Raw genomic sequence first — 25,363 nt, 5'->3', positions numbered from 1 at the left:
AGCTTCGCCAGCGCAACGAGACGGGCTACGTGGGACAGGTCTTCAGCTGGTTGAACGCCGCGGCCTTCCCCGGTGGACACCCCTACGCGCGTCCTCTCGCCGGGACGCATGAGTCGCTGTCCGCGCTCAGCCTGTCGGATGCGCAGCGCTTCGCCCGGGCGCACTACCGTCCAGACAACGTCACGCTGGTCATCGCCGGCGACGTGGACCGGCGGCCGTGGAGGCCACGCTTCGGGCAAGCCTGCCCGAGGCCTGGGTGGGCACGGGGGTACCCCTGGCGCTGGAGGCGCGCCTGCCCACGCAGCCCGCGGCCCCGGCCACCACGCCCGCCCAGAAGTCGGTGCCCGTCTTCACTGCCGCCGTGCCCACTCCGGAGGTGTATCTCTCCTGGGTGCTGCCGCGCGGCTTCGACGAGTCCAGCGCGGTCCAGGACTTCGTGCGCGCCACCTTCAGCCAGAACCTCTGGGGCGCCGTGCGCAACGACGGCGATATCGCGGACATCTCCACCAACCTGATTCCAGGGACGCGCGCCTCGCTGCTGGTGGTGCGGGTGCGGCTCAGCCGGGGCGATGACCCGACCCGCTCGGCGGGGAAGGTGTTGGACCAGGTGCAGAACGCGTGGGTCCAGGAGATTCAGCCCGGCTCCGTGCTGGGCCGCGAGTTCGACTTCCAGGCGACGCGCCGGCAGGTGGTGACGGGCATGGTGCTGGAGTCAGAGGACCTCATGTCCCGCACCGAGCGCCGGGCGTTGCTCACCCACTTCACGCAGGACGTGCGCTCCTATACCCGCTCGCAGGTGGCGCTGATGGGGCTCGTCGGCGGCAAGGTGACGGACTTCTCCTACCAGTGGCTACAGCGGGACCGGGTGCGAATGATTGTCGTCCGTCCCGGTGAGGTGCCGGGCGGGGCGACGGCGGCCGCCACGCTGTCCGCGGACGAGGAGCCCTGGCCCACGCCCGCCGAGCAGGTGACGCCGTCCATGACGGCGGCGCTCGATTCGCCCGTGCAGGTGCTCAAGCTGGACAATGGCATGGAGGTGCTGCTCGCTCCGCGTCCGGGCCTCCCGGTGGTCCGCATCGGCGCGGCGCTGGGCGGTGGTTCGTCCTACGGCGCGAAGTCAGGGGTGGCGGACCTGGCCAACTGGGGCTCCTTCCGGGAGTCCTGGTTCGAGGGCCGCCCCAGTGACTGGGGCCTGCATTCGACCTCATCGTTCCAGCGCGACCACCTGCGTGTCGGCATCTCCGGCACGGCCGGCAACGTCGGCAACATGTTGGCGATGCTGGCCGAGCAGCTCGACTCCACGCGGACCTCCGAGGACGTGGTGCGCTTCTACCGCGAGCAGGTGCTGCCCTGGCGTCAGGCCGTGGACTCGAATCCGGAGCTTCTGGCCGAGCGTCACCTCCAGAAGGCGCTGTATGGCACGCATCCCTTTGCGCGCGACGCCACCGGCGCGGACCTGGCCCAGGTGTCCTGGACGGAAGCCGAGGCGTGGCTGAAGGACGTGTATCGCCCGGCCAATACGGTGGTCGTCATCGCCGGAGAGTTCGACGTGAAGGAAGTGGAGGGGCTGGCGCGCAAGTACCTCGGCGGTTGGAGCCGGGGAAGGCGGCGCCCGTCGCCACGCCGGCCGCGCCTGAGCTGCCGGCGGCGTCTTCCGAGGCGACGGTCCTTCTCTCGCCGCGTCCTGGCGCGAGCCAGGCTCAGGTGCAACTGGCCTGCCGGCTGCCCACGGCCACGCCCGAAGCAGAGGCGCGCTACGCGTTGATGGCGGAGCTCATTCACAATCACGCCTCGGGTGAGATGCGCTCGCGCCGGGGGCGACGTACGGCTTCTCCGCGCGGCCCTGGCTGGGGCGCGGCGGCGCGGCCCACCTGGTGCTGGAGGGCGCGGTGGATGCGCAGCTCATGGGTGAAGGCATCAGCACCGTGAAACAGCTTCTCGCGTCCTTCGCGAAGGATGTGCCCGCGCACGCGCTGGAGCGGGCTCGCAGGGGGATGCTGGCGTCCCAGGCCGTCTCCTTCATCAGCTCGGAAGCCTGGGTGAACGCGCTGCTGACCGCGCGCGTCCGGGGCTTCGAGCCGGACACGGTGACGCGCCGGCCCGCGCTGCTCCAGACGGTGACGGCCGAGTCCCTTCGGAAGGAGTTCGAGGGCTGCTCCCAGCGGCTCGTCGTCTCCATCACCGCGGATGAGGGCAAGGCGCGGCCCGTCATCCAGGCCATGTCCCAGCCGTAGCCCACCCCGGCCCCCTGCCTGCTGGCCGTCCCGCCTGGCAGGGGCTGTCGCCCACCTCCGTGTCCCTGGCTGCTTATCTTGAGGCCGCCGGGGACCAGCCGGGGAGGCGCCGCATGCGGTGGCAGGGTGGACGTCGCAGCTCGAATGTCGAAGACCGGCGGGGCAGTGGCCTGGGCCGCCCGCTGGCGCTGGGGGCGGCGCGGCCTCCATCGTCGTGGCGCTGCTGGTGCTGCTGCTCGGAGGAGACCCTTCCGAGCTCGGGCTGGGCGGAGGCGAGGACCCTCGGAGCGTGGACGGCACGGGCGGTTCGGGCCAGCCCTTGGACCCCCGGCAGGAAGAGCTCAAGGACTTCGTGTCCGTCGTGCTCGCGGATACGGAGGACACCTGGCCGGAAGTGCTCGCGCCCGTGGGCGTGCAATACGCGCAGCCCCGGCTGGTGCTCTTCACGGACGCGGTGCAGTCTGCGTGCGGCTTCCAGGAGAGCGCGGTGGGGCCTTTCTACTGTCCACCGGACCGGCGCGTGTACCTGGACCTCGGCTTCTTCGACGAACTGGACCGGCGCTTCGGCGCGCCCGGTGACTTCGCGCAGGCCTATGTCGTGGCGCACGAGGTGGGGCACCACGTGCAGAACCTCCTGGGCATCTCGAGACAGGTGCAGTCGCTGCGCGGACGCCTGTCCCCGGAAGAGGCCAATGCCCTGTCCGTCCTCCAGGAGCTGCAGGCGGACTGCTTCGCCGGCATCTGGGCCCACCATGCCCAGCGTCAGCGGCAGTTGCTGGAGTCGGGGGACGTCGAGGAAGGGCTGGCCGCGGCAAGCGCCATCGGTGATGACACCTTGCAGCGGCGCGCCCAGGGCTACGTCGTCCCGGAGTCCTTCACCCACGGCTCTTCCGAGCAGCGCGTCACCTGGTTCCGGCGTGGGCTGGAGCAGGGCACGCTCGAGGCCTGTGACACCTTCGGCGACGCGGGCCTCGGAGCGCGCTGACGGTGTGCCCGCGGGGCCCGGGTCAGCCGAGCCGGTCCACCGGTACCAGCAGCACGTCGCGCAGGCGCCAGTCCAGGCGCTTGAGGTCCTCGGCGGCGTTGCCCAGCCGGGTGACGAGCTCTGGTCCCCGCTCCTTCGGCACCAGGCGCACGTCCGCGCAGAAGACGTGTCCGTCCTCGCGCACGCGCACCTGAGCGGCCTCCACCCAGTCCAGGCCGCACAGGGCCTCGTGAATGCGGTGCGGCAGCGGCTCGGCGTGCTTCGAGTCGAGCGTGCGCGGCGTGCGGTCCATCAAGTCACCCAGCGCGGTGCGCAGGTGCCGCTGTCCGTCCCAGGCGATGTCCAGCGCGATGCCCCCGCCGCCACCGCGTCCGCCCACCACCAGCCCATGCCGATGCCCAGCACGCCCAACATGGCGGCGACCGCGGTGAGCCAGTCCGCCTTGTTCATCAGCGCGTCGGCGTGAAGCACCTTGTCGTGGAGCGACTCCGCCAGTGGCAGCTTCGCCCGTCCCAGCAACACGGACGGAATCGCCGACCACAGCAGGGCGGCCAGCATCAGCCAGCCCATCCACACGGTGTGGCCGAACAGCTGCGTGGTACCGATGGAAGGGTATTCGGCGCGTACCAGCTTGAGCACGGACTCCACGAACAGCCACGTCCCCATGAAGAGCAGCGCCACCGAGCCCACCAGGTACGCCACGGTGACGGCGCGGTGGTAGCCATAGGGGTAATCGGCGGAGGGCTTCCGGTGCGCCACCTTGCTGCCCACCAGGAAGGAGATGGGCGGAATGAGGCTGAGCAGGTCCTCCAACCACGCCGCCTTCATGGCCTGGGACGCGCCCAGCGTGAAGTAGATGACGACGATGGCCGACGCCAGGTACGCCAGTGACCAGGCCTCCAGCCGCTGCGCGCGCTTGAGGGCGCGGTGCTTGTCGTCAGGCAAGTCTTTCGGGTCCACCGGGCCGCGCGCATGTCCGGCGCGTTGCCGTCGTTGGCGCCAGCTCATCGCCGGTCCTCCTCGGAGGTTGTGGGTGTCTCGCCGGCTCTGGCGGAGGCGAGGAGCCGCTGCCGGATGGGCTCTGCGTGGTCGAGGACGAAGCGGTCCACGGTGAGCAGCCAGCGGTTTTCGCCCGCGGGCACCACCCAGATGCGCTGCTCCTCGCGAAGCACGTCTTCGCCAGCGGCGTAGCCCCATCCATCGAGCTGCCAGTCCCAGGCGGCCCGAAGGCCCGGGGCTTCATGCAGCCGCTCCACCTCGCGAACCCGGGCGCCCCAGGCCTGAAGCTGCGGCCCGGCGTCACTGCCCGGCGCCACGGAGACGGAAGCACCCTCCAGGGACTCCGGAACGGTCTGCCCCGGCGGCGCGCCCACACGCATCCGGGTGGTGAGGTAGGGCTGTCCCGCGCCCAGTTGCTTCACCCAGGGGGACTTCGCGGTGATTCCTCCGACGACCACGTCCACCGCTCGCTCCTCCAGGGCGTGCATCAGCTCGGCTTCCGGGGCCACCGTCCAGGACACGCGCGCCCCCAGCTGTTCGGCGAGCTTCGCCACCGCCTCGGCTTCAGGCCCCATGGGCTTGCCGTCCTGGAGGCCCGTCCAGGGCTCATGGCGCACGAGCCCCGCGCGCAGCACGCCATCTCGGACGATGCGCTCCTGCGTCCCGTGGGTATCCCGGGGAAGGCCACAGGCCCCCAGGAGCAGGGCCAGCCAACCGAACAGCAACACTCCGACACGCCTTTCACCGCGCACCGTCTGCGCCTCCCTTCGGTCCGTGAATCGCACCGGGAACGGTAGGCACGCGGCGGATGAGGCGCTACGCGCCCCGACCGCTCCTCGGGGCCACGGCGAAGAGGGGACCGCCTGCCTGCTCGCGGGCCCGGGACGCGCTCAATCCAGGTAGCCCCAGCGCTCCTCCTCGAAGACGAAGAAGGGGCGCCCGAAGGGAATCCTGTCCGTCCATCCCAGCACGTGACGGCGTGCGTCCGCCGGGCCGCTCACGTCGTAGGTGAAGCCGAAGTGAGGGCCGCTGAACTTGGCGGGTGGCAGCTGGGGGAGGAACTCCGGCACGAGCTGCTCCAGGGTGTCGGGGAGCTGTCCGTGCCGGGCCTGGTAGGCGCGGCAGGCCGCGATGAGCGTCTCGGCGTTGCGTTGCGCGCGTTCCGCCTCCTTCTTCCCGGGGCGGAGCGCCATGTACAGCGTCAGGGGAATGCCGATGGCATTCCGCAGCAGCCCCCGAGCGGTGCCAAGGAATCGGTGGAGCGTCATATGGGCGCGACCATCGCATGACTGACGACTGCCTATCTTCTCCAAGAGGAGGACATCGCCATGCCAGATGTGGAAGCGCCGCGGCCGCTGTCCGAGCCGCCAGACGAGGCGGAGGAACGACAGAGCCGCTACATGGAGGAAGAGCCGGGCCATACGCCGGGGAGCGCGGAGGGCGACGACGAGGACGCGCCGCACCGTGTTCGCCCCTACCCGGACCCGGACCACACCCCGGGGCGGGCAGAAGGTTGAACCCAAGGCCGCCGGGAGGGCTGACCTACCAGAGGACGTGGTCGGTGCAGGAATTCGCGCCCTTCTGGCGGCACCCTGCTGAAGTGTCGTGGGTGAGGGTGGCCTCGGGCGCGAAGTGCTGGGCCATGCCCTTCACGAGTCCCATGTCGAAGCGGCACGGGTAGGGATTGTCGAGGACCAGGCGGGCCTCGTCTCGGCCCTCCACCGGGTGGAAGTGGCAGTGGCCCATCTGCGGGTTGCAGAGCAGGAGGAGCCAGGGGCTTGGACATGAGCCCCTGCGGTACGTGCCTTGATGACGCTCCCTGCGGGAGCCGACGCTGTCTCTAACTGAAGTGGCGCGCCAGCACCGCGGCGACGTGCGGGTTCTTCTCCGCTTGAGAGGCCGCCGCTGCCAGGGCGGGGCAGTTCTGAACGAACCAGGCCTTGTTCGGGCGCCAGTGCGTCATCACGGTGACGTAGAGGTCCAGCGCGCTGAAGCGCTTGCCGAGCACGTGGGGCTTGCCCACCTGGGCCTCGATTTCGCGCCAGAGGTTGGCGCGGCGCTCCATGACAGTGTCGCGCAGCCGGTCCGCGGCGGGACCGGGCAGGGTCCACTTGGGCGGGTCGTCTGCGTAGGTGAACGTCGGGTACACCGCGCCCACGAGGCGAAGCAGGAGGTTGAGGAAGCGCACGCGCTCGGGCGCCGTGGGCTCCGGCACCAGGCCGCTCTGGGGCGAGACGTCATGCAGGTGCAGGATGATGGCCGCGCTCTCTGTCATCACCGCGCCATCGGGGAGGATCAGGGTGGGCACCTGCCCCAGGGGATTGAGCTTCAGCAGCCGGTCGCGCCCGGGACCAGGCTCCAGGTAGGGCAGCTCCGTCAGGCGGTGCGGGATGCCAGTGATGCTCAGCGCCATCTCCACGATGGCCGAGCCACATCCCGGTGAACCAATCAACTCATAGTCGTTCATGGACCGTTCCGTCATTCCCCAGAAGAGGGCAGTGGCTGCCTGTCGGGAACCCACGTGGGGACGATTTCCCCGGAGGCCGGAATCGTCAACTCCTCCCGGTGGAAATGGATGTGGCCGTGCCGTCACCAGCCTATGGCGACAGGTTCGCGCTCTCCGCCGGTTCGTGAGGCGTAGCGTCCAGCAGTGAACCCAGGATGGAAGGCCCCGGACTCATGTGGATGTCACCCAACTCCACATCTCCTTCGAAGGGAACATCGACCGTTAGGGTTCGTGATGCCATCCCAGGGGCATCGAATCTCAGCGTCTGTACCCCAGATTTCAGGGTCGACCATTTGAAGGCGCCGTCCTGGGGGTCGACATAGAATTCGCGGTTGTTGAGGACGAAATTTGAGAAGGGCGACCCATCGGGACCCAGGAGCCTGCCTCGGATTTGTGAATCACGTTGCATGACGATACGGAGGGGGGCCTCCCCCGGCTTCACAAGAAGTGCGAAGGTCTCGTATTCGGCCCCTCCCGAGGATTGTGCTGGGACGAAGGTATGGCCATCTATCGAGGCCGATATCGTGTGCGGGCCGGAAGACAGATGCCGCAGGACGAATCGCCCATCCGCGCCTGTGCGAACGCCGAAAGGTCCGCCGCATTTGAAGCTGACGGTCGGCGGCTCTGTCGCGTCAGCTGGTGACTGCCGAGAGGCCGTGATAGTCGCGCCCTCCAGGGGCCTTCCGCTCGTTGTCACCACGATGCCGGAGACAGTCACACCTTCGGGAAAGCGCAGCTCCACCTGCGGCGGAGGTCCCTCTCGCAACTCGATGTCCTGGGCGACGGTCCGCCGGATGACACCCAGAACCTCCTTTTGTGCCCACACTGTGTAGTGCCCTGGCGGAACTGCCCCGAGCTGGAAGTGTCCCTGGGCATCTGAAGATGTATTTTGGCTGAGCGTGTCTTTCGCCTCGCGCCTGGCGAGGATGACGTCCGCGTTGGGAACGGGAACACCGTGCTCATCCAACACGATGCCTGGCAAGGTCGGGCCTTGCTTCAGCGAGATGCGGAGGTCTCCGCTGGGCGCGTGCACCGAAGCGATGTCTGGGAGGAAGCGCGGGTTATCGGCTTGGAGCCCCCAATCACCTGCGCGGCAGGCTTTCAGCTCGAAACGGCCGGCGTCGTCCGTGGTCGTCACATGATTATGGCGCGGCCCCGTGGGGTTGCATTGGCCTTCCAATCTGAGCGTGACGTTCGGAGCGGGCGCCCCGTGTGCGTCGACTGCAACGCCAGTGATGGACACCGCGCGAAACAGGGTGATGGTGGCAGGGGACGTGGCCTCTGGGGAACTCAGCGTGACGAATTTGTCCAGATGACCCGGTGCTGACACCTCGACCTGGTTCATGTCGGGGCCGAAGGGGCCCAGACGAAAGCGGCCATCCAGGTTCGTTGTCGTGACCGGGTAGTCGATATCGAGGCGCTCCGGAACGACGGAGACGCGGGCACCTGGAATGGGCTGGCGCGCCTCGTCTTGTACGATTCCTTCGAAATGAGGTGCAGGCCGCAGTTCGAGTACCGACTCAGCCCCGTTTCGTTCCTTCAGGGTGACTTCCTCGCTGGCAATCATCCCTTCATGGAAGGCCGAAACTTTGAGGCCGTAGCCATTGCGGAGTCCGGAGAAATGAAACCGTCCTTTCGAGTCGGACGTGGCGAACTGAAAGGGGAAGTCATGTGGAAACTCCGCGGTGAGCTCGACGCGGGCGCCCGCGACGGGGCTTCCCTGGGAGAGGACCCGGCCTGCATGGTTCAGCGGCCGTGTGAGGTGCACGCTGCCCCACGGAAGGGCGGTGGCCTCATTGAGATGGAGGAACTCCGGTCGCCAGCCATCCTGCTTCGCCAGGAGGACGTAATGCCCATACGGCAGAGGGCCGATATGGAACCGGCCATCCGGACCTGCGATGCCGTCGAAGTATCGGTCCGTCGCCACGGAGACCAGGCTGATGCGGGCGCCTGGTAGCGGTACGTCCTCACCAAAGACGGTTCCCTCCACCCGGAATCCAGGAGCCAGCACCAACTGCAGTCCGTCGTGCGTCCCCAGGATGCCTTGTTGCACGGCCGCCCCGTCCTCGTTCAAGGCCCAGACCGACAGGATTCCGACGTCCAGTCCATCCAAGACGTAGGTGCCGTCACCGTCGGTGACCGTCTCTGCCTGGAGGATGGCTTCGCTCATGCGGGAGGAAACCCACTCCGTCAGAATGTCCTGGGCCGACTGCCAGCAGTCATGCATGAGCAGGAGGGGTTTCCCCTCGCTGCGGGAGCCCCCTGTACCAGGCGCCCAGTCGGGACACGGCAGCTCTGCCAGGGGCTCCTCGGCCCGCGACACGGCGGACACGCGCACGCCCGCGAGGGGGACTCCTCGCGCATCCACCACGGTGCCACGAATGCGCCGTCTCTTTTCGGATTGAGGAAGCGAGCCCAGGGCCGCCATGCCTGGGGTGCCAGTTCCTTCAATGCGGTTCGCGGCTTGCGACGATGCGGCGACGCCTGCGCCGCGGTCGACGGCCTCTGACGTGGAGCGCGCATCCCAGGCAAGCATCCCGAGGACCCCGACGGCCAGAATCGTGAACGCCCCGCCGCTGCGCATGCGCCGTTCCCTCGTTCTCGTCATGTTCCGACGGTAGGGAGCCGCGGCGGGGCAATCCTCACGGAATCGTCATGATTGGCTAAGCAATCGCGCAGCACGGGCGCCGCGTGTCGGACGCTTCACTGAGGAATGCCACCCAAGACAATCTTCCCCACCGTTTGTTCCCGGCCGGGCGATGGAGCCCGCGTAGCCTCACCGAATTGGGGGAATCCCTTCGCAAGGTGGTGCTGGCCCTGCGCCTGCGGAAAGAGCGACCTGGGCCAGCGTGCCCAGAAGTCACCGAAGCTGACGGCGGTCCGTTGAGGCGGGCGGCGTTTCCTGGGAGGAATGCGCAGACTGCACGCATCACTGAACCTGGAGGTCGTCCATGCAACTGTTCCTGACGGGCGCGAGCGGCTTCATCGGCGGCTCCCTTGCTCACTCGCTGAACGCCCGCGGCCACTCCATCCGAGGGCTGGTCAGGGACAAGGCGAAGGCGGAGCGGCTGGCGGCGCTCGGCATCGAGCCCGTGCTGGGTGACTTGGAGGACCGCGCGCTGCTGACAGCCGAGGCGCGGCGCGCGGACGCGGTCATCAACGCGGCCAGCAGTGACCACGCTGAGGCCGTCGAGGCGCTCCTGGCGGGGCTGCGCGGCTCTGGCAAGCCGCTTCTCCACACCAGTGGTTCCAGCGTGATTGGCGACGACGCCCGAGGCGACGTGCTCTCCGACAAGGTGTTCGACGAGGACACCCCCTTCATCGTCGAGCCCGACAAGCAGGCCCGTCACGCGGTCGACACCAGCGTGCTCGCCGCCGAGGGAATGCGCGGCATCGTCCTGTGCAACACGATGATTTATGGCACGGGCACCGGGCTCAGCCCGGACAGCGTGCAGATTCCCCCGCTGGTGAAGCAGGCGCGCAAGAGCGGCGTGGTGCGCATCGTCGGCAAGGGCGTCAACCGCTGGTCCAACGTGCACATCGATGACGTGGTGGCGCTGTACCTGCTCGCCTTGGAGCGCGCGCCCGCCGGGGCCTTCTACTTCGTGGAGAACGGCGAGGCCTCCTTCGCGGAGATTGGCGCCGCCATCGCCCAGCGGCTCGGGCTGGGGCCCGTCCAATCCTGGTCGGTGGAGGAAGCCAGCCGCGAATGGGGTGAAGGCCACGCGCGCTACTCCTTCGGTTCCAACAGCCGCGTGCGTGGCAAGCGCGCGCGCCGCGAACTGGACTGGAAGCCCCGGCACGACTCCGTCACGGCGTGGATTCGCGACGAGATGCCGCTCGGTTGAGTGCTAGTTCCAGGGGAAGATGGGACCCCAGACGGAGTGCGAGCTCAGCGCGATGGGGAGCTTGAGCGTCAACACCAGCCCCACCTCGCGGGCATGCCGCGTCCGCTCCACGCCGCCGGGGCCGATGTCCCGGTCCCCGGCCAGGGGAATCCCGAAGCGCACGCCCAGGCTGCCGAACACGAAGGCCGGTAGGGCGCGACGTGCAGGCCCGTGGTCGCCACGCGCGTCCGGCTCGCCGTTTCATGCATGACGCCCAGCTCCACCCCCGAAGAACAGGGTGCCCTGGAGCCCGGCGCAGAGCCGCGCGCTGCCGCGCTCCATCTTCTGTGCCTGCGCGAAGAGGCCCAGGGCGCCCACGCCCTTGAACCAATTGAGCGTCAACTCCCCGCCCACGCCCGTGCCGGGCTCGTCCGCCCCGAATGCCGCGCTGTACAGGGGGCCCACGGACAGCCAGGTCTCTCTTTCGGGGAACAGCGTGATGTCCGCCCTCGCGGGCAGGGCGAAGAGCACGGACGCCGCCAGGAGCGGGACGGGAAGGCGCATGCGGCCGCCCGGATGCAACCACCGGGCCCTGTCTCCGCGCGAAGGGATGGCACGTCTTTCATGTACAAGGAACTGCACGTTGCGTCACCGCCCGTGCGCAGTCGCGGGGACGGACGGGACGCGTCTGCTCATTTCTTCCGAGGCTTCGTCCCCGTGGGACGAGCCGGCGCGGCGGAGGGCTCCACGGAACCCAGCGTGACGGGGCCTTCGCGGTACAGGGCGTTGACCTTGCCGTCGCGAAGCTCCAGGGCCGCGAGGTTCCGCCCGTACCCGGTGCTCAGCCCGGTGTCGATGAGCAGCGCCTTGCCGTTGAACCGCACCTTCACCTTGCCGTCGCGGTTCGTGGTGTGCCCCATCACCATGCGCCGCGCGCCATAGCGCTTCAGCACCGCGTCCAGCGCGGGTTCGGCGTCCTGCGGCTCGCCCAGTGCGTAGCCTCGGAACCACAAGGGCCCTGTGCGTCCCGCGCGCCGCCGGGTGGATTGTCGGGGAAGAAGTCCTGGCGCACCCAGCGGTTGAGCTCGGCCAGGTTTCCGCCGGGAACGCCAGGCGCGACGCCGCCGTGCACGAAGAGGGTGTCGTTGATGCGCACCACGGCGGCGTGCTTGCGCAGCCACTGGCCGTAGCGGCCCTGGAGGCTGTACGCGACGCGGTGCCCGTTGAGGCCGGGTGGGGCGCCGGCGCTGTCCTGCTCGGGGCTCTGGTCTGCGAACGAAGCCATCTCCCCGGGGTTCACGTAGCGCAGGTCACCCAGCATGTTCATGGCTTCATGGTTGCCGAGCAGGGCGTGGACCCGTCCGCCCGCGGCGAGCGCTTCCTGCTCCAGCCGCATGAGCAGGTCGAACGCCGCTCGCGTCTGGTCGCCCCGGTCCGGCACGTCGCCCGTCTGGACCAGGTGTGTCTTGCCGCCAATCCACCGGTCCTTCGCGTCGATGAGGCCGGCGAGCCGTAGCACCTCCTTCAGGGCGTCCACGTCACCGTGCACGTCCCCCACCGCCACCACGCGCTCCACGCCGGTGAAGGTGTCGGGGACCGCGTCCTCCAGCCGAGGCTGCGCTGGGGCATGGGGTGCAGGTGCCGCCGCCAGGAGCAGCGGGATGAGCACGAGCAGGGGGCGCGTGTGGAGCAAAGAGGGGGCATGGGCATGTCCTCTAGTGAGACGGCGCGCCTGGGCTGGCCGGCCCAGGCGCGCTGGAGAACCTCAGCGTGTCACGCCCGCGCGGCCCTCGGTGCCTGAATCGCCTCCAGGCACCCGGGTCGCTCGGTCAGGCGACGGAGGGGTCAGCGGTAGTCCCACTTCTGGTTCGGGTTGCCCGTGCACTCGTAGATGATGAGCCGGGCGCCGCTGGACGTGTTGTGGTTCACGATGTCCACGCACTTGTTGGCGAGCACGCTGACCAGGTCACCCGCGCCGCTCAGCACGAACTGCTGTGCCGGGTTGCCGCTGCAGTTGGCCAGCTGGATGGCCGCGCCGTTGGCCGTGGAGGCCCAGGCCACGTCCATGCACTTGCCGCCTGCCTGAACGGTGCCGTTGACGAAGGTCCACCGCTGCGCGTTCGTGCCATTGCAGTCCCACATCTGGAGCTGCACGCCGTCGGAGAAGTTGGAGTTGGGTACGTCGATGCACTTGCCGTTGAGGCGCGAAACGAAGGACCGTCCACTGCTGCCACCGCCCGTCGTGCGGAGCGTCAGGCCATAGGCGCCCAGGATGGGGTTGACGGGCTGGTAGAACGTCTGCGGCGGATTGCCGTTGGCGCACGTGCCCGCCACGCCGGACGTCACGCCCTGGGCCTGGTTGCCGGAGATGACGGAGCCGCCGGAGTCGCCGCCGTCCGCGCACGCGTTCGTCTTGTGCAGGCCGTACACGGGCCCGACGGAGTAGTTGACGGTGATGTTCTTCGCCTGGAGCACGCCGCACCGCCAACCGGTGGTGTAGCCGGAGCGGCAGATGGAGGCATTCACCGGGGCCTCCTGGGAGCCCGCGACGGTGACGTTGCCTCCGCTGTAGTTGTTGACCCACGGCTGCGGGGTCCACGAGCCATTGGTGGCAACCCAGCCGTAGTCGGAGCCGGGCCAGACGGAGCCACGGATGGTGCCCAGGGCCACGCCGTTGTGCCCCGTGGTGGACGTGCCGGCGCCGCCGCAGTGGCCGGCGGTGACGAAGCCCCCGTTGACGGGGAAGCCCACCGAGCAGCGGTAGTTGCTGAAGTAGTACGGGTCACCGCCGCGCAAGTCGTAGGCGGGCTCGGGCGCGTGGGTGGAGGCCACCACACGGAGGCTGCCGTCCTTCAGGCCCGAGCTCTGCGCGATGAAGGCATCCGCGCGCAGCTTCGTCTGGCTGGAGGCATCCACGTAGACGACGACGCTGTTCGTCGGCAGGTCGACGTACCAGGAGTGGATGGCGGGCGAGCGCGCCTGGACGTTCTGGTCCAGCTCCGCCTTCACCTGCTCCAGCCGCGCCAGGCTCCGCGCCACGCGCACGGTTCGCACGCCGGCGACCCGGGCCTTGGCGAGGCGGGACTCGTCGGTGACACCGACGATGAGCTGGCCGCCCTCCGCGTCGAGCCAGGCGCCACCGAAGGTGTCGCCCAGTTGTTCACGCATCGTCTGCTCCAGCCCGGGTGCCTTCGCCTCGAAGGACAGGCGCTGATGCACCTGCTGCTCGGTGAGCCCAAGGTCCCGGCGCATCGCGGAGACGATTTCTGGCGACACATCGCTCGAGGCCTCGGCGGCCATCGGCAGGCCCGTCAGGGTGGCAAGGCCAGCGAACAGCGCCGCGGTAGAAAGCCAATCAGACATTCTATTCATGGCAGTAGATGGGGAGTGTTCCCGCGGCAGAGCGAACGCCAGGGCAGGGGACATCGCCTGCGCGCGGGAGTGAGAGGGATTCCCTGGCGTGATGTGGAGTCCGCATGAGCATGTGGCAAGTCAATGCGGGTGCAAAGACTCCCAGGGCGAGTGAGGTGATGGCGTATGCCCCACTCGCAATATTATGACAGACAGGTGGGTGCGGCCGTCCTCAACTGGTGACAGGTGTTGCCACCCTGCGTCAGGCCGAAATCGAGCTGGCTGACGTTGGGACTGCTGCTGTGTGGCAGCGTGGCACATGCGGATGCGCTGCCGTACCCAGGTGGACAAGGTCGTGGTGGCCTGTCCCTGACGCGCGCGACGAACTGTACTGCTCCCTGGATGCAGCACAGCGGGCGACACGCCGGGAGGACGTAGGATGGCGTCACGCCCATGCGCACCCTCACTGAGGCCATTCCCTACGAAGTTCACCGCGATGACGGGTTCGTCGCCTCCGACGACCCCGCGCGCATCGACCTGGACGTCGTCCATGGCTACCTGTCCCGCTCATACTGGTCCGCGGACATTCCCCGGGAGACGGTCGAGCGGGCCGCCCGGAACTCGCTCGTCTTCGGGCTCTATTCCTCTGGAGACCAGGTGGGCTACGCCCGCGTCGTCACCGACCGCGCGAGCTTCGCCTATCTTTGTGATGTCTTCGTCCTGGAGCCGTACCAGGGGCGGGGCCTGGGCCAGTGGATGATGGAGGCGCTGCTCGAGCATCCCGACCTGCAAGGGCTTCGGCGGTTCTTGCTCGCCACGCGAGATGCCCATTCGCTCTATGCACGTTACGGCTTTCAGCCATTGGGCGCGCCCGCGTCCTTCATGGAGCGCCATGACCCGGACGTCTATGTCCGAAATCGAGAAGAGTGCGCGAAAGGGAAGACAAGATGAGGCTGCGGGCATGACAACCGTGCCATGCTCAACTCCAATTGCTTCCTACGGTCGATGCGCTTCTGGCTGTCTTTGGGGCTGGGCGCGGTGCTCCGGGCGAGCCAACGCAATGCGTCTTCGCTACTTCAGTGAGACAGTTTCTTTCCAGAGACAGCTGTCTGATTGTCGCGGGAAATAGCGAGGACAGGACGCTGTTTATTCGCCAGGCGCTTGTGACAGGCTTCAAGGGTTGCTACCTTGAAATTGAGAAATGCTGTTTATGCCGGGATGCGGATTTTTTAATGAATCTGTCGTCCGAGGAGAGAGCAGCGTGCAACAGATTGAGGTCATCCGGCAGCTCGACCATCGGTTCCAGCATCAGGAGCCGTTTGGAAATTCATCGAAAATCGTGTTGCGTGTCATCGAACGCTACAAGTTCGTCCTGGAGGTGTTGTCGCGCCAGGACGCGCGGCTGCGGGCGCTGATGGAGCGCGTCGAGGCGCTGGACACGGCGGCCGTGAATGTCTTGTTCGGTGACCTGCTCGTGCGCGCCGCGCTGGAGACGGCCATCAGCAAGCTGGAGACGACGGGGCCGGTAGGGACGGTGCGTGACACCTTCCCGGCGCTGCTCGGCGAGGCCCTTGATTCGCTGGAGGAGGGCCGTGGGATGTCCGTCGCGCGCAAGGCGATGGGGCGTGACCTCACGGTGGGCCCTTCGGGCCGCACCTGGGTCTGGGACCTCCCGGACACGCCGTCGCGGGTCGGGGACCTGCTGCGCGACAGCATCCGCACCGGGTTCATGCCAGGGGCCAAGAGCAGCGTCGAAATCATCCGTCCGACGCCGCGCATGGTGGAAGGCCTGGAGCGGGCCTGTGAGCTGCTCCGGCGGCTGGTGCCGGAGATGGCGCAGAGCGTCTTCCTGCACCTGCACTGCATCGCCGTGGCGAACATCCGGGGCCCGCGTGGCCGGATGCTCACCGGCTCCGGGGGCGACGGCACGCCGTGCATGATTTTCATCGACCCGGACGAGCTGGAGAACCCGTGGGACACGGCGGGCCATATCCTGCATGAGGCGATTCACCTCAAGCTCTCCGACCTGATTCGCACGGGCGCCATCGTGACGGATGACGACCCGGTGGAGCTGCCCTGGGGACGGCGGACGGCCCTGTCCAACAGCGTCTTCGCCTACCACGCGTACGCGCACATGCAGGTGTTCCGCGAGGCGGTGACGCACCTGGGGCCGGACTGCTACGCGGAGTTCGGCGCGCCTCGTGACTACGACGCTCCGGCCCACGCGATGTCGGTGGTGAAGAACGACGTCAAGCCCTACTCCCGGGCCGAGGAGCGGCTGGCGTACCTGCACTCGCAGCTCTCGGGCCCACTGTCGCCCCGGGTGACGCCCTACGGGCGCGAGCTCGTCGCGTGGCTCTGGGACACGGTTCGTCCCCTGGTGGACGGAGTCACCGCGGGCGACACCGCTCCGCGCGCCGCGGCCTCCACGCCGTCGCCGGTCAGCTCCAGCCGGGCGCCGTCCTCGGTGCGTTACCGGCAGGGGCGGAACCTCTCGTTGCGCCGCTCTCCGGCGTCGGAGGTGCTGTTCGCGCTGGACCCCACGTCGCAGAAGATCGTCACCCTGAACCTGTCGGCGTGGCTCGCCTTCGAGCTGTGTGACGGCAAGACGGAGGAAGAGGTCCTCACCTCGTACACGTCGTCGCTGGGGCTCGGGGCCGAGCGCGCCTGGGCCCAGCTGGCGCCCACGCTCAGGGGTCTGGAGTCGAGCGGGATGATTGAGCAGGTCGCAGAGGGAGGTGCACCGTGACGAGTGTCCTGGGCGTCGTTCAGACCGCGGACCGGGCGCTGGCGAGGCACTCCGTGTTCGGGGACTCGCCGCGAATCCTGGCGAAGGTGCTGACCCGCTACCGCTTTGGCGTGGAGCTGTTCGCGGAGCGGCTGCCGTCCCTGGCGCGCGCCGCGTCCACGGTGGAGTCGCTCGGTGACGCCGACGCGCGCCGCGTCTTCTTCGACCCGCTCGTGCGCCTGACGCTGGAGCAGGCCTTCTCCGACCTGGAGGCGGGCCACCGGCGTCGCCGCACCCGCTGGAGGAGATGCTGCCGGGCGCGCTGGAGGCGCTGCCGCTGGGCCTGTGCGAGTCGCGCATGCCGTCCCGCTTTCGGGTGGGCTCGGAGGTGCCGAAGTGGCTGTGGGACGTGGCCCGGCCCGCGGACCCGTACTCCCGGGCGCTGCATGCCGCGTTCGACGGCGTCTTCGGCGCGAAGTCCAAGAGCGGTGGGACGCTCTTGAGCCCGGACGCCACCGCGCAGCGGAAGATCAACGACTCCATCGAGCTGCTCTCCCTGCTGCTGCCTGACTCGGGGGCGAGCGCGCTGACCCACATCGAGGCCATTGCGCTGCTCAGCGCCCGGCTCGAAGGGGGCACCGTCCTGTCCGCCGCGGGGGGCGACCTGACGCCCTCCACCATCTTCCTGTCGTTGGAGGAGCTCGGGAACCCCTGGGACGTCGCCGGATGCCTGCTGCACGAAGGGCTTCATATGAAGCTCTTCGACGCGACGCGCTCGGTGGCGCTCGCGGCCCGTCCGGAGGAGACCATTCAGGTCCCCTGGCGTGACATCCGCTGGTCCATCGTCCGCACGGTGTTCGCCTACCACGTCTACGTGCACCTCTCGCTCTTCAAGGCAGCCGCGCTCACGGCGGACCGCACCCTGACGGAGCGGTTCGGGGACCCCTCGGCGTATGTGTCTCGCCCGCATGCGATGTCGGTCGTGAACAACGACAGCGCCTCGCGCTACGGCCGCTCGGTGGATCGTGCCCGCTACCTGGGAGAGATGTTGCTGACGGAGTGGGCCCACCTGCTCACCCCGCAGGGGCGCGACTTCGTTCGGTGGCTGAGCGAGTCCCTGGCGCCCGTGGACCGCGCGCTCTTCCTCAAGGACGCCGGCCCCCGAGCCCGTGAGCCGGAGCGGGCCGCGTACCGCAAGGTGAACGGGCTGCGGGTCCGCCCGTCGAAGCAGGGCGAGTGCTTGATGGTGTTCTCACCGGCCGCGCCGCGCATCCACTGGCTCGACTTGAATGCGTGGCTGATTTTCGAACTCAGCGACGGCCGGACCTACTCCGACATGGAGCGGGCTTACCTCGAGGTTGTCGGCGCGAGAGTGGCCCCGGACGAAGCGCGCCGACAGTTGCGTTCGGGGCTCGACTCACTAGTACGCAGTACCCTCGTAGAGCCAACACGGCAGCAAGGAGACGTGGCATGAACAACGGATCGCAGTGGCTGGAGACCGTGAAGAACCTGGTGGCCGAGAAGGACCTGCTCCAGGAGCCGAGCGTGACGTGTGGGTCGAGCGCGGAGCGCCAGTGGTGGCCTCCCTACGTCGTCAACGACACGTCCAAAAAGGAGGACTGACCCCCGGCGGGTCAGCCTGAAGCCCTGACGTTCTGCCCGCCGTGTCCGCGCTCCCTTCGAGCCGGATGCGGCGGGCGCTCTTCCATCTCCCCATGCCACCGAGGACAGCGAGCGAATGGACACGTATGACATCGTGGTGGCGGGCAACGGCGCGTTGGGCCTGGCGACCGCGCGCGCCTTGACGCTGGTGGACCCCCGTCTGCGCATCGCCGTGGTCGGCCCCTCAGCCGTCCCGCGGGAGCGTCCCCCGCAGCCGGGGCGATGCTGGGCTGCTACGGTGAGGTGACGGCGCCCTTGCTGCGGACCGCGCCGGGCCGCGCGAAGCACGCCAAGGGCGTGCTCGCCGCGCGCCTCTGGCCCTCGTGGCTGGAGCAGCTCAATGGCGAGCTGCCCGAGGACGCACACGTCCAGGTCCGCGCGGGCACCATTGTCTTCAGCAACGCCAAGTCCGGGACGATTGAGGACGAGAACTTCATCGCCATCCAGCAGGCGGTGAAGGACGAGGACGAGCCGCACGAGCTGCTGGACCCCAACCAGGTGCCGGGCCTGAATCCCGCGGAGGACTGCCGGCCCAAGCAGGCGCTGTTCCTTCCCCGCGAGGGCTCGGTGGACGCGAGCCGCCTGCTGCGGGCGCTCACCCTGTCCCTGGAGCAGTCGCCGCAGGTGTCCGTCGTGGATGGGGCGGTCAAGACGCTGGACGTCCAGGGTGGCCGCGTGACGGGCGTGCGGTTGGAGGATGGCCGCGCGCTCAGCGCCGCGCAGGTGGTGCTCGCCATGGGCGTGGGGACGCAGGCGGTGCTCGACGAGCTACCGGAGCTGGCGCGGCGCATCCCCCGCATCTTCAGCGGCGGCGGGACGTCGCTGCTGCTCCAGGTGCCCCGGCCGTCGCTCCAGCACGTGGTGCGCACGCCGAACCGGGCCTTCGCCTGTGGCCTTCATGGCATGCCCCGCGGGGGGGACCAGCTCTATTTCGGCGCGACGAACATCCTGATGGCGCGGCCGATGCTGCGCACCACACCGGCCGACATGTACTTCCTGCTGGAGTGCGTCCTGGAGCAGATTGACCAGGACCTCTGCGCCGCGCAGCTCGTCGCCTGGCAGGCGGGAAACCGGCCCGTCACCGTGGACACGTGCCCGCTCATCGGACCGACGTCCGTTGACGGGCTGTGGCTGCTCACGGGCACGTACCGCGACGGGCTGTTCCTCTCCCCGCTGCTGGGGCAACACATGGCGCGGCGGATGTGCGGGCAGAGCGGCCTGGTGGCCGAGGACTTCCTGCCGGAGCGCAAGCCCATCTCCCTCTACACGCTGAAGGAGGCGCGCGCGGAGGCGCTCAAGCACTACCTGGCCATGGGGTGGGAGCACGGCATCCGGCTGCCCAAGGTGGGCTGGCACCGCGCCTTCCCGCGCTTCTACCAGCAGATGCTGGACTCGCTCTACGACGCGCTGGGGGAGGAGGAGTTCGTCATGCCCCCGGAGCTCCTGGCCATCGTCGACAGCAATCGCGCGGCCATGGTGCCGTTCTTCCGCAACTACTACGCGGAGGTCCGCAAGGCCTGGGCGTGAAGCGGGCCCAGGCCCGGGATGCTCAGTGGCTCTCCACCGCCGTCCGGTTCTGCCGGGCGGTGACCGCCTCAATCACCTTCTCCGGCGGGACGACGCCCTCGCGCCCGAGCAGCACCGCGGTGGACTCGCCCTCCGCCACCACCTTCCCGCGCGAGAGGAACTGGTGGGTGGCGTAGAAGTACTTCTCGTCCCAGCGGGTAATCGACATGGACACCGTGTACTTCTGGAACGGGCGAAGCGGCTTTTTGTAGTCCATGGTGTGGCGCACGATGATGGGCGCCCACTTCTGCTTGAGCATGAGCGCCAGCAGGCCCGTCCGGATGAACAGGTCGACCCGGCTCAAGTCACAGACGGTGAGGAACCGTCCGTTGTTCATGTGCAGGTTCAGGTCCAGGTCATTGGGCAGGACGCGCTGCTCCAGCGTGCTCGTCAGCGCGTCCACGCGCATCTCCGGCTTCCAGAGCGAGGAGAGCATGACCCACAACATCCTGAGATAGAGATTCATGTGCTTCGGACGGCTCCTGCAGGAAGAACGAGATGAGCCGGGCCGGCGGGTAGTAACCCAGCCCGGAGGAACGCTGATACATGAAACCCAGGTGCCCGCCATGCGGCGTCAGCTCCAGCCGCACGTGCTCCCGCAGCGCGCGTGCGTCGGGGAGCGTGTCCCGGGCGACGAGCGGGTCGTCCTCGGCGTTGAGGACGAGGAAGGGCACCTCGATGCCCGGCAGGAATTGCTGGCTGCTGCACCGCTCGTAGTAGTCCTCCGCGTCCTTGAAGCCGTGGAGGGGCGCGGTGAAGACCTCGTCGAAGGCCTGGATGCTGCGCATCCCGTTCAGCGTCCCGACGCGTGAGGCGAACTCCGGCAGGTGGGCCTTGAGCCGCGCGACGCGCTTGTACGAGTTCAACACGCGGAGCTGGTAGAGCTGGTTGATGCCTTCGCAGGCCCGCCGGGCCGTGCTGCCCAGGGAGAACGTCAGGGACACGGCCGCCGCGGCGGACAGGTGGCTGGCGTGGCCTGTCTCCGCCAGGTAGCGAATCAGCATGCTGCCGCCCAGGGAGAAGCCCACGCCATAGAGTGGCGTGTGGGGCTCCTGCTCACGGACGAAGCGCACCAGCCAGGCCAGGTGGTCGGTGAAGCCCGCGTGATAGAAGGGGGCCCGCCGGTTGGGCACGGCGCCGCCCCGGTGGCACAACACCGCCGCGCGCAGGCCGCGCAGGGACAGCTCCGACAGCATGCTGCGGACGTAGGTGGAGTCCTGCGTGCCCTGCATGCCGGGCAGCAGGATGAACAAGGGCCCTGGCCGCGTCCGGTTCAGCCAGTACACGTCCACGAAGTCACCGTCCGCCAGCTCGTGGCGGATGTGCTCGGTGACCACGTCTTGGCGGCGCCGGTCCAGGTGGGGGACCACGGTCTGCACGTGGGAGAAGCGCAGCCACCAGGGGACATGGAAGACACTCGCATGCTCAGCCATGGACGGTCCGCGTGGGGGCCTCTTCGGGCAGCGGCATGCCCACCTCGGCCATGACGCTCAGGTCCTTCTCCGTCAGCACGCGCGTGCGCCGCCGCACGATGTCCGCCCCCAGCACCAGGTTGAAGTTGGACACGCCGCCATAGCGGTGGTGCAGGAAGTGGTTGCGGTAGACGGCACGCATGTAGCGGGTCCGCAGCAGCCACGCCAGCCACCGGGGCGCCGTGCGCTGTCCTGCCTCGAAGGGCATGTGCAGGTACGGGTGGACGAAGTGGCTCATGAAGGGCGGCAGCAGCAGCGTCACGCAGCCGGCCAGGAAGGCGATGGGCTTGAGCGTGAAGTAGAACACCGGGAAGAAGATGACCAGCGGGGCCACGAAGACGAAGGCGCCCTCGCCGTGCAGCCGGGTGGCAAAGGCGCCGTTGATGATGGTCCGGCCGTGCTTGCCCCGCTGGAGCAGCTCCTCGGTGAGCTTCTGCTTCTCCTCTTCGCTCCGGAACTGCGTCACGTGGTTGCTCCGGAACGTCCTCACGTGGTGGATGGTGTGGTGGGAGAAGTGCGTGTTGATCATCGGCCGGAACAGGCGCGGCGCGCGGTTCCAGAAGCGCACCGCCTTCGGACGCGCGTCGGACACGTACTCGTGCATGAAGGACTCGACGTACGAGGAGATGACGTACCCCAGCACGAGTCCGAGGAGGACATGGACGTAATCAGGCATTTTCAGCGTTCCTCGCCGGAGAAGGTCAGCAGCCGGCCCAGCTGACCTGTCGGCTCGATGGAGGGCGGGGAGGCCAGCGGTGTCCTGGCCTGGACCGCGTGGACAGGGGGAAAGCCCGTCATCCTGCCGGTGGCCTCGTCGTACACCTTGAGGCGGAAGGCGAGCACCGAGTCGCGCAGACCCAGCTTCACGCCCTCTTCGGCCAGTCCGTGCTGCTCCATGTAGCCGCGCAGCAGGTAGTTGGGAATCTGGGGCTTCAGGTGATGGACGTGGTGCAGGTTGATGGCGCCGAAGAGCCACTCGAAGGCGCGTGGCAGCACCAGGTGACTGCTGCCCTGGAGCGCCGAGCCCTTCAGGGACCACTGCGCCCGGGGAACCCAGTAGGGCCGCTCCACCTGGTGCTGCACGAAGAAGAGCCAGATGCCCAGGCCCGCGGCCACCTGGGTGATGATGAGGTGCACCACCAGCCACCGGGGCCAGTCACCCAGCGCCAGGAACGCGAGGTGGACGGCCACCAGCGCCAGGTTCGTCACCAGGATGGAGCGGCGCTCGGGCCTGCGCTCCTTGGCGACGATGCCCGGCATGCGGAAGCGCAGCAGGAACTGGAAGATGGGCCCCACGCCCAGGAGGACCGCGGGGTGCCGGTACAGCCGGTAGCGCAGGCGCTGGGAGGGCTTGAGCGCCAGGTACTCCTGGGCCGTCATCGTCACGATGTCGCCCACGCCGCGCCGGTCGAGGTCTCCGCTGGTGCTGTGGTGGACCAGGTGCATGGCCCGCCAGTACGCGTGCGGCGCCAGCGTCAGCATGCCCAGCACCACGCCCACCCGGTCATTCGTCACCGGACGCTGGAACAACGAGCGGTGGGCACAGTCGTGCTGAAGGATGAAGACCCGGACGAGCACGACGCCCGCGAGCACCGCCAGCGCCACGCCGCCCACCAGGCTTTGGGCGAAGAAGACATAGCTGGCCCCCGCGAGCAGGACATAGGCGCCCACGCATCCCACGAGCTGGACCACGCTCCGCTGGGTGCGCGCCCGCCAATCCTGGGACTGGGCGCGAGAATCGCTAACGGTGGATGCGTCAGATGGCATGGCTGCCCCGAATCCCCAGACCTCCCCCGAGGGCTATCAATCTGGGGATTTCCGACATAACGCGCGTTGATTCTCGAATCAAGAAGCCCTGGGGTGGTGGGGTGCTTGACGTCGTCGGGCGCCTTCGGCGCGGGTGTCTCAGCCCGGGGAGACGCCGAGCGCCTCACAGTAGAAGCAGAGCTCGTCGACGTCCTGCTCGATGAGCGCCGTCAGGGTGGTGCCGCCCCCATGCCCGGAGTCGCGAAGTGGGAGCAGGAGAAAGGGCCCGCCCTGCGCGCCTTCCGCCTGAAGTCTGGCGACCATCTTCAGCGGGTCGTGGGGTGGGGCGGTCCGGTCGTTCAGCGCGGCGACGAAGGCCATCCGGGGGTAACGGAGCCCGGCTCTGACATGGTGGTAGGGCGAGTACCCCGCGAGGTAGGCACCCTCAACCGGGTCCTCGGGTGAGCCGTATTCGACGGTGGCCGAGCTCAGGTAGCCGAAGCGCGGGAAGCGCAGCATGTCGAGCGTGGGCGCGCGGCAGAAGACGGCCCCAAAGGACGCTGGGGCCTGCATGGCGGTGACGGCGACCAGCAGCCCACCATTGCTGTTTCCTCGCGAGGCCAGCCGGGCAGGCACCGTGTAGCCCTCCGAGACGAGCCAGCGCGCCGCCGCGATGAAGTCATCGAAGGCGTTCTGCCGGCGTGTCTTGAGGGCCGCCTCGTGCCAGGCGCGGCCGTACTCTCCGCCGCCCCGGACGTTGGCGAAGGCCAGCACGCCGCCGCACTTCAGCCAGGCGGCTTGGAGCGGCGTGAAGCGCGGCTCCACGGAGATGTTGAAGCCGCCGTAGCCACTCAGCCTCACGGGCCACTGTCCGTCGCGTGGCAGGTCCTTCCGGTGGACGAGGAACATGGACACCCGGGTGCCGTCGAGCGACGGGTACCAGACCTGCTCCGTCACGTATTCGGACGCGTCGAGCCCGACGTCGGGGACGTGGTACGGCGTCAGCAGGTCTGCGTCGTAGTCGTAGCGATAGACAGAGGGGGCCTGCACGTACGACATGAAGTTCACCCACACCTCGTCGCCCCGCCAGGGGCCACTGACGCCGCTGACGATTCCCTCTCCCTCGTTGCGATTCACGGCGCCCAGGGCTGGGAGCTTCAGGTCGCGCAGCCAGGTGCCGTCCTCGGCGTGGATGCGCACGTGGTGCGACGCCGCGCGTGAATAGACGGCGTAGAGCCGGCCGCCGACGCCTGCGACCGTCTGAAGGGTGTGCTCGCTTTCCGGGATGAGTGTCCGCCACTGGGTGGGCGCCGTCAGCGGCGCGGTGCAGAGCCTGCCGCGTGGTGCGTCGAGGTCGGTATGGATGAGCAGGGACTCCCCGATGACCTGCACCTGATTGAGGGAGGTCATGCCTGTTGCCACGGGGATGCGCGCATCATCCGCGAGGCGCAGCAGGGTGATGACGTTGGCGTGGACGTAGTCCCACTTCGCGAGCACGGCGAAGCGGCCGCACTCGCTCACCTTGACGGTGCACCAGTACTCCTTCTCGTGGTCATCACCGAAGACGCGCCGGGCGGGTGCGCCCGAGCCCAGGCGGTGCTCATAGACGGCGTTCCAGTGGGCCTCTTCGCCCGTGGGCACCTCGCCGGGGTCGGGATTCGCGGCGTAGAAGAACCCGGATGAATCGGGCCGCCAGGCCACCGAGGCGTGGCTGGTGCCTCGGGGGCGGTCCGGCAGCAGCCTCCCCGTCGAGACCTCGAGGACGTGAATCAATGCGCCGTGGGCGCTTCCCACGGCCTTGCCGAACGCGACGAATGCGCCATCCGGGGAGGGGACCGCGAAGACGAGCACCTCGTTGCTCGCCCACGTGTTGGGGTCGAGCAACGTCTCCAACGGCGCTCCTTCGTGGCGCCGGAGCAGGAGCTTGAGCTTGTCGTCGTGGGTCTCTGCCTGCCAGAGGAACGCACGCCCCTCCGGACCGGCGGCGATGGGCGGGGACCTGCGTGCCTGCCGCGCGGAGCGGGTGACCGCCTCGCGCAGTGCCTCGCGTCCAGGGAGGGCGTGGAGCACCGATTGCGTGAGGGTCTCCTGCTCGGAAATCCACGCCTGCGTCTCCGGCGCGTCGAGCTGTTCCATCCACGCGTAGGGGTCGTCGAAGCGCTGTCCGTGCAGCGTGTAGCCGCTCCGCGCGTCTCTGCGTGCGGAGGGGTACGTCCAGGTCCGGTCCACGGGCGTCATCGGATGTTCCTCCAGGGGGGCGCCGGTCCTGGCGCGGACGCGCAGGCAA

General features: G+C 68.6%; 29 protein-coding genes. 12 read left to right on the top strand and 17 right to left on the bottom strand.

Annotation, left to right across the window (positions count from 1 at the left end; genetic code table 11):
• Positions 1 to 217 precede the first annotated feature (217 nt).
• The 3 genes from QEG98_RS29635 to QEG98_RS29625 all read left to right on the top strand — a co-directional run bounded on the left by QEG98_RS29635 (position 218) and on the right by QEG98_RS29625 (position 3,219).
• Positions 218 to 1,765, top strand: a complete 1,548-nt coding sequence (locus QEG98_RS29635) for a M16 family metallopeptidase (RefSeq protein ID WP_316563708.1) — start codon at positions 218 to 220, stop codon at positions 1,763 to 1,765.
• 124 nt (positions 1,766 to 1,889) lie between these two features.
• Positions 1,890 to 2,234 (top strand): hypothetical protein, encoded by a 345-nt coding sequence (locus QEG98_RS29630; protein WP_316563707.1) that lies wholly within the window; start codon positions 1,890 to 1,892, stop codon positions 2,232 to 2,234.
• Positions 2,235 to 2,448: 214 nt separating this feature from the next.
• Positions 2,449 to 3,219: a neutral zinc metallopeptidase gene (locus QEG98_RS29625; protein ID WP_316563706.1), complete on the top strand. Its 771-nt coding sequence runs from the start codon at positions 2,449 to 2,451 to the stop codon at positions 3,217 to 3,219.
• A gap of 22 nt (positions 3,220 to 3,241) precedes the next feature.
• On the opposite strand, the gene QEG98_RS29620 is transcribed toward QEG98_RS29625, so the two are convergent.
• From QEG98_RS29620 to QEG98_RS29605, 4 genes are all read right to left on the bottom strand, one after another.
• A complete protein-coding gene (locus QEG98_RS29620; protein WP_316563705.1) occupies positions 3,242 to 3,511 on the bottom strand; it encodes a hypothetical protein in 270 nt (89 codons plus the stop codon).
• Positions 3,511 to 4,227, bottom strand: a complete 717-nt coding sequence (locus QEG98_RS29615; RefSeq protein ID WP_316563704.1) for a cation transporter — start codon at positions 4,225 to 4,227, stop codon at positions 3,511 to 3,513. The genes QEG98_RS29620 and QEG98_RS29615 overlap by 1 nt, the downstream gene beginning before the upstream one ends.
• Positions 4,224 to 4,946 (bottom strand): transporter substrate-binding domain-containing protein, encoded by a 723-nt coding sequence (locus QEG98_RS29610; RefSeq protein ID WP_316563703.1) that lies wholly within the window; start codon positions 4,944 to 4,946, stop codon positions 4,224 to 4,226. The genes QEG98_RS29615 and QEG98_RS29610 overlap by 4 nt, the downstream gene beginning before the upstream one ends.
• A 162-nt stretch (positions 4,947 to 5,108) precedes the next feature.
• Positions 5,109 to 5,486, bottom strand: coding sequence for a hypothetical protein (locus QEG98_RS29605; RefSeq protein ID WP_316563702.1), 378 nt, complete (start codon positions 5,484 to 5,486; stop codon positions 5,109 to 5,111).
• Positions 5,487 to 5,546: 60 nt separating this feature from the next.
• On the opposite strand from QEG98_RS29605, the gene QEG98_RS29600 reads away from it, so the two are divergent.
• Complete coding sequence (locus QEG98_RS29600; RefSeq protein ID WP_011555432.1) at positions 5,547 to 5,735, top strand: hypothetical protein; 189 nt, start codon at positions 5,547 to 5,549, stop codon at positions 5,733 to 5,735.
• A 25-nt stretch (positions 5,736 to 5,760) separates the two neighbouring features.
• Here the strand turns inward: QEG98_RS29600 and QEG98_RS29595 are convergent, their stop codons facing one another.
• The 3 genes from QEG98_RS29595 to QEG98_RS29585 all read right to left on the bottom strand — a co-directional run bounded on the left by QEG98_RS29595 (position 5,761) and on the right by QEG98_RS29585 (position 9,308).
• The gene (locus tag QEG98_RS29595; RefSeq protein WP_316563701.1) at positions 5,761 to 5,964 is read right to left on the bottom strand and encodes a hypothetical protein; all 204 of its coding nucleotides are present in this window, start codon (positions 5,962 to 5,964) and stop codon (positions 5,761 to 5,763) included.
• A gap of 94 nt (positions 5,965 to 6,058) precedes the next feature.
• Entirely contained in the window at positions 6,059 to 6,685 is a 627-nt protein-coding gene (locus tag QEG98_RS29590; RefSeq protein ID WP_316563700.1) for a glutathione S-transferase, read from the bottom strand.
• A gap of 130 nt (positions 6,686 to 6,815) precedes the next feature.
• The gene (locus tag QEG98_RS29585; RefSeq protein ID WP_316563699.1) at positions 6,816 to 9,308 is read right to left on the bottom strand and encodes a carboxypeptidase regulatory-like domain-containing protein; all 2,493 of its coding nucleotides are present in this window, start codon (positions 9,306 to 9,308) and stop codon (positions 6,816 to 6,818) included.
• A 367-nt stretch (positions 9,309 to 9,675) separates the two neighbouring features.
• Between QEG98_RS29585 and QEG98_RS29580 the strand changes: the two genes are divergently transcribed.
• The gene (locus QEG98_RS29580) at positions 9,676 to 10,572 is read left to right on the top strand and encodes an NAD-dependent epimerase/dehydratase family protein (protein ID WP_316563698.1); all 897 of its coding nucleotides are present in this window, start codon (positions 9,676 to 9,678) and stop codon (positions 10,570 to 10,572) included.
• A gap of 3 nt (positions 10,573 to 10,575) precedes the next feature.
• Here the strand turns inward: QEG98_RS29580 and QEG98_RS29575 are convergent, their stop codons facing one another.
• From QEG98_RS29575 to QEG98_RS29560, 5 genes are all read right to left on the bottom strand, one after another.
• Complete coding sequence (locus tag QEG98_RS29575; RefSeq protein ID WP_316563697.1) at positions 10,576 to 10,752, bottom strand: hypothetical protein; 177 nt, start codon at positions 10,750 to 10,752, stop codon at positions 10,576 to 10,578.
• A 60-nt stretch (positions 10,753 to 10,812) separates the two neighbouring features.
• Entirely contained in the window at positions 10,813 to 11,115 is a 303-nt protein-coding gene (locus tag QEG98_RS29570; RefSeq protein WP_316563696.1) for a hypothetical protein, read from the bottom strand.
• A 128-nt stretch (positions 11,116 to 11,243) separates the two neighbouring features.
• Positions 11,244 to 11,504: a hypothetical protein gene (locus QEG98_RS42295; protein ID WP_410477863.1), complete on the bottom strand. Its 261-nt coding sequence runs from the start codon at positions 11,502 to 11,504 to the stop codon at positions 11,244 to 11,246.
• A complete protein-coding gene (locus QEG98_RS29565) occupies positions 11,498 to 12,220 on the bottom strand; it encodes a metallophosphoesterase (RefSeq protein WP_410477862.1) in 723 nt (240 codons plus the stop codon). Before QEG98_RS29565 ends, QEG98_RS42295 begins: the two co-directional genes overlap by 7 nt.
• Before the next feature lie 176 nt (positions 12,221 to 12,396).
• Positions 12,397 to 13,923: a ricin-type beta-trefoil lectin domain protein gene (locus QEG98_RS29560; protein WP_316563695.1), complete on the bottom strand. Its 1,527-nt coding sequence runs from the start codon at positions 13,921 to 13,923 to the stop codon at positions 12,397 to 12,399.
• Positions 13,924 to 14,355: 432 nt separating this feature from the next.
• On the opposite strand from QEG98_RS29560, the gene QEG98_RS29555 reads away from it, so the two are divergent.
• The 7 genes from QEG98_RS29555 (at position 14,356) to QEG98_RS29525 (ending at position 19,819) form a co-directional block, all read left to right on the top strand.
• Positions 14,356 to 14,853 (top strand): GNAT family N-acetyltransferase, encoded by a 498-nt coding sequence (locus QEG98_RS29555; protein ID WP_316563694.1) that lies wholly within the window; start codon positions 14,356 to 14,358, stop codon positions 14,851 to 14,853.
• A gap of 310 nt (positions 14,854 to 15,163) precedes the next feature.
• Entirely contained in the window at positions 15,164 to 16,651 is a 1,488-nt protein-coding gene (locus QEG98_RS29550; RefSeq protein WP_316563693.1) for an aKG-HExxH-type peptide beta-hydroxylase, read from the top strand.
• Positions 16,648 to 17,133, top strand: a complete 486-nt coding sequence (locus QEG98_RS29545; protein WP_316563692.1) for a hypothetical protein — start codon at positions 16,648 to 16,650, stop codon at positions 17,131 to 17,133. The genes QEG98_RS29550 and QEG98_RS29545 overlap by 4 nt, the downstream gene beginning before the upstream one ends.
• On the top strand, positions 17,019 to 18,104 hold the full coding sequence (locus QEG98_RS29540; RefSeq protein WP_316563691.1) for an aKG-HExxH-type peptide beta-hydroxylase: 1,086 nt from the start codon (positions 17,019 to 17,021) through the stop codon (positions 18,102 to 18,104). Before QEG98_RS29545 ends, QEG98_RS29540 begins: the two co-directional genes overlap by 115 nt.
• The gene (locus QEG98_RS29535) at positions 18,101 to 18,253 is read left to right on the top strand and encodes a hypothetical protein (RefSeq protein ID WP_163884630.1); all 153 of its coding nucleotides are present in this window, start codon (positions 18,101 to 18,103) and stop codon (positions 18,251 to 18,253) included. The genes QEG98_RS29540 and QEG98_RS29535 overlap by 4 nt, the downstream gene beginning before the upstream one ends.
• Before the next feature lie 115 nt (positions 18,254 to 18,368).
• Positions 18,369 to 18,539: a hypothetical protein gene (locus QEG98_RS29530; protein WP_316563690.1), complete on the top strand. Its 171-nt coding sequence runs from the start codon at positions 18,369 to 18,371 to the stop codon at positions 18,537 to 18,539.
• Positions 18,515 to 19,819 carry an FAD-dependent oxidoreductase gene (locus tag QEG98_RS29525; RefSeq protein ID WP_316563689.1) on the top strand — a complete coding sequence of 435 codons (1,305 nt, stop codon included), beginning with the start codon at positions 18,515 to 18,517 and terminating at the stop codon, positions 19,817 to 19,819. Before QEG98_RS29530 ends, QEG98_RS29525 begins: the two co-directional genes overlap by 25 nt.
• A gap of 22 nt (positions 19,820 to 19,841) precedes the next feature.
• Here the strand turns inward: QEG98_RS29525 and QEG98_RS29520 are convergent, their stop codons facing one another.
• From QEG98_RS29520 to QEG98_RS29500, 5 genes are all read right to left on the bottom strand, one after another.
• The gene (locus QEG98_RS29520; protein ID WP_225888026.1) at positions 19,842 to 20,294 is read right to left on the bottom strand and encodes an acyl-CoA thioesterase; all 453 of its coding nucleotides are present in this window, start codon (positions 20,292 to 20,294) and stop codon (positions 19,842 to 19,844) included.
• Positions 20,215 to 21,291, bottom strand: a complete 1,077-nt coding sequence (locus QEG98_RS29515; RefSeq protein WP_316563688.1) for a YheT family hydrolase — start codon at positions 21,289 to 21,291, stop codon at positions 20,215 to 20,217. The genes QEG98_RS29520 and QEG98_RS29515 overlap by 80 nt, the downstream gene beginning before the upstream one ends.
• Positions 21,284 to 22,006 carry a hypothetical protein gene (locus QEG98_RS29510; protein WP_316563687.1) on the bottom strand — a complete coding sequence of 241 codons (723 nt, stop codon included), beginning with the start codon at positions 22,004 to 22,006 and terminating at the stop codon, positions 21,284 to 21,286. Before QEG98_RS29510 ends, QEG98_RS29515 begins: the two co-directional genes overlap by 8 nt.
• A gap of 2 nt (positions 22,007 to 22,008) precedes the next feature.
• On the bottom strand, positions 22,009 to 23,022 hold the full coding sequence (locus tag QEG98_RS29505; protein WP_316563686.1) for a fatty acid desaturase: 1,014 nt from the start codon (positions 23,020 to 23,022) through the stop codon (positions 22,009 to 22,011).
• 213 nt (positions 23,023 to 23,235) lie between these two features.
• Positions 23,236 to 25,314, bottom strand: a complete 2,079-nt coding sequence (locus tag QEG98_RS29500) for a prolyl oligopeptidase family serine peptidase (RefSeq protein ID WP_316563685.1) — start codon at positions 25,312 to 25,314, stop codon at positions 23,236 to 23,238.
• Positions 25,315 to 25,363: the final 49 nt, after the last annotated feature.

It is taken from the genome of Myxococcus sp. MxC21-1, from assembly GCF_032612255.1.
Taxonomy (GTDB): domain Bacteria; phylum Myxococcota; class Myxococcia; order Myxococcales; family Myxococcaceae; genus Myxococcus; species Myxococcus virescens.
The sequence above is the reverse complement of the archived record's forward strand: the minus strand, read 5'-3'. Positions and strand labels throughout refer to the sequence as shown.

Coding starts and splice junctions, on each gene's coding strand:
- QEG98_RS29620 (WP_316563705.1), bottom strand. CDS start 3,511: ATGGACCGCACGCCGCGCACGCTCGACTCGAAGCACGCCGAGCCGCTG.
- QEG98_RS29615 (WP_316563704.1), bottom strand. CDS start 4,227: ATGAGCTGGCGCCAACGACGGCAACGCGCCGGACATGCGCGCGGCCCG.
- QEG98_RS29605 (WP_316563702.1), bottom strand. CDS start 5,486: ATGACGCTCCACCGATTCCTTGGCACCGCTCGGGGGCTGCTGCGGAAT.
- QEG98_RS29600 (WP_011555432.1), top strand. CDS start 5,547: ATGCCAGATGTGGAAGCGCCGCGGCCGCTGTCCGAGCCGCCAGACGAG.
- QEG98_RS29595 (WP_316563701.1), bottom strand. CDS start 5,964: ATGGGCCACTGCCACTTCCACCCGGTGGAGGGCCGAGACGAGGCCCGC.
- QEG98_RS29590 (WP_316563700.1), bottom strand. CDS start 6,685: ATGAACGACTATGAGTTGATTGGTTCACCGGGATGTGGCTCGGCCATC.
- QEG98_RS29585 (WP_316563699.1), bottom strand. CDS start 9,308: ATGCGCAGCGGCGGGGCGTTCACGATTCTGGCCGTCGGGGTCCTCGGG.
- QEG98_RS29580 (WP_316563698.1), top strand. CDS start 9,676: ATGCAACTGTTCCTGACGGGCGCGAGCGGCTTCATCGGCGGCTCCCTT.
- QEG98_RS29570 (WP_316563696.1), bottom strand. CDS start 11,115: ATGCGCCTTCCCGTCCCGCTCCTGGCGGCGTCCGTGCTCTTCGCCCTG.
- QEG98_RS29560 (WP_316563695.1), bottom strand. CDS start 13,923: ATGAATAGAATGTCTGATTGGCTTTCTACCGCGGCGCTGTTCGCTGGC.
- QEG98_RS29555 (WP_316563694.1), top strand. CDS start 14,356: ATGCGCACCCTCACTGAGGCCATTCCCTACGAAGTTCACCGCGATGAC.
- QEG98_RS29535 (WP_163884630.1), top strand. CDS start 18,101: ATGAACAACGGATCGCAGTGGCTGGAGACCGTGAAGAACCTGGTGGCC.
- QEG98_RS29530 (WP_316563690.1), top strand. CDS start 18,369: ATGGACACGTATGACATCGTGGTGGCGGGCAACGGCGCGTTGGGCCTG.
- QEG98_RS29525 (WP_316563689.1), top strand. CDS start 18,515: ATGCTGGGCTGCTACGGTGAGGTGACGGCGCCCTTGCTGCGGACCGCG.
- QEG98_RS29520 (WP_225888026.1), bottom strand. CDS start 20,294: ATGCTCTCCTCGCTCTGGAAGCCGGAGATGCGCGTGGACGCGCTGACG.
- QEG98_RS29515 (WP_316563688.1), bottom strand. CDS start 21,291: ATGGCTGAGCATGCGAGTGTCTTCCATGTCCCCTGGTGGCTGCGCTTC.
- QEG98_RS29510 (WP_316563687.1), bottom strand. CDS start 22,006: ATGCCTGATTACGTCCATGTCCTCCTCGGACTCGTGCTGGGGTACGTC.
- QEG98_RS29500 (WP_316563685.1), bottom strand. CDS start 25,314: ATGACGCCCGTGGACCGGACCTGGACGTACCCCTCCGCACGCAGAGAC.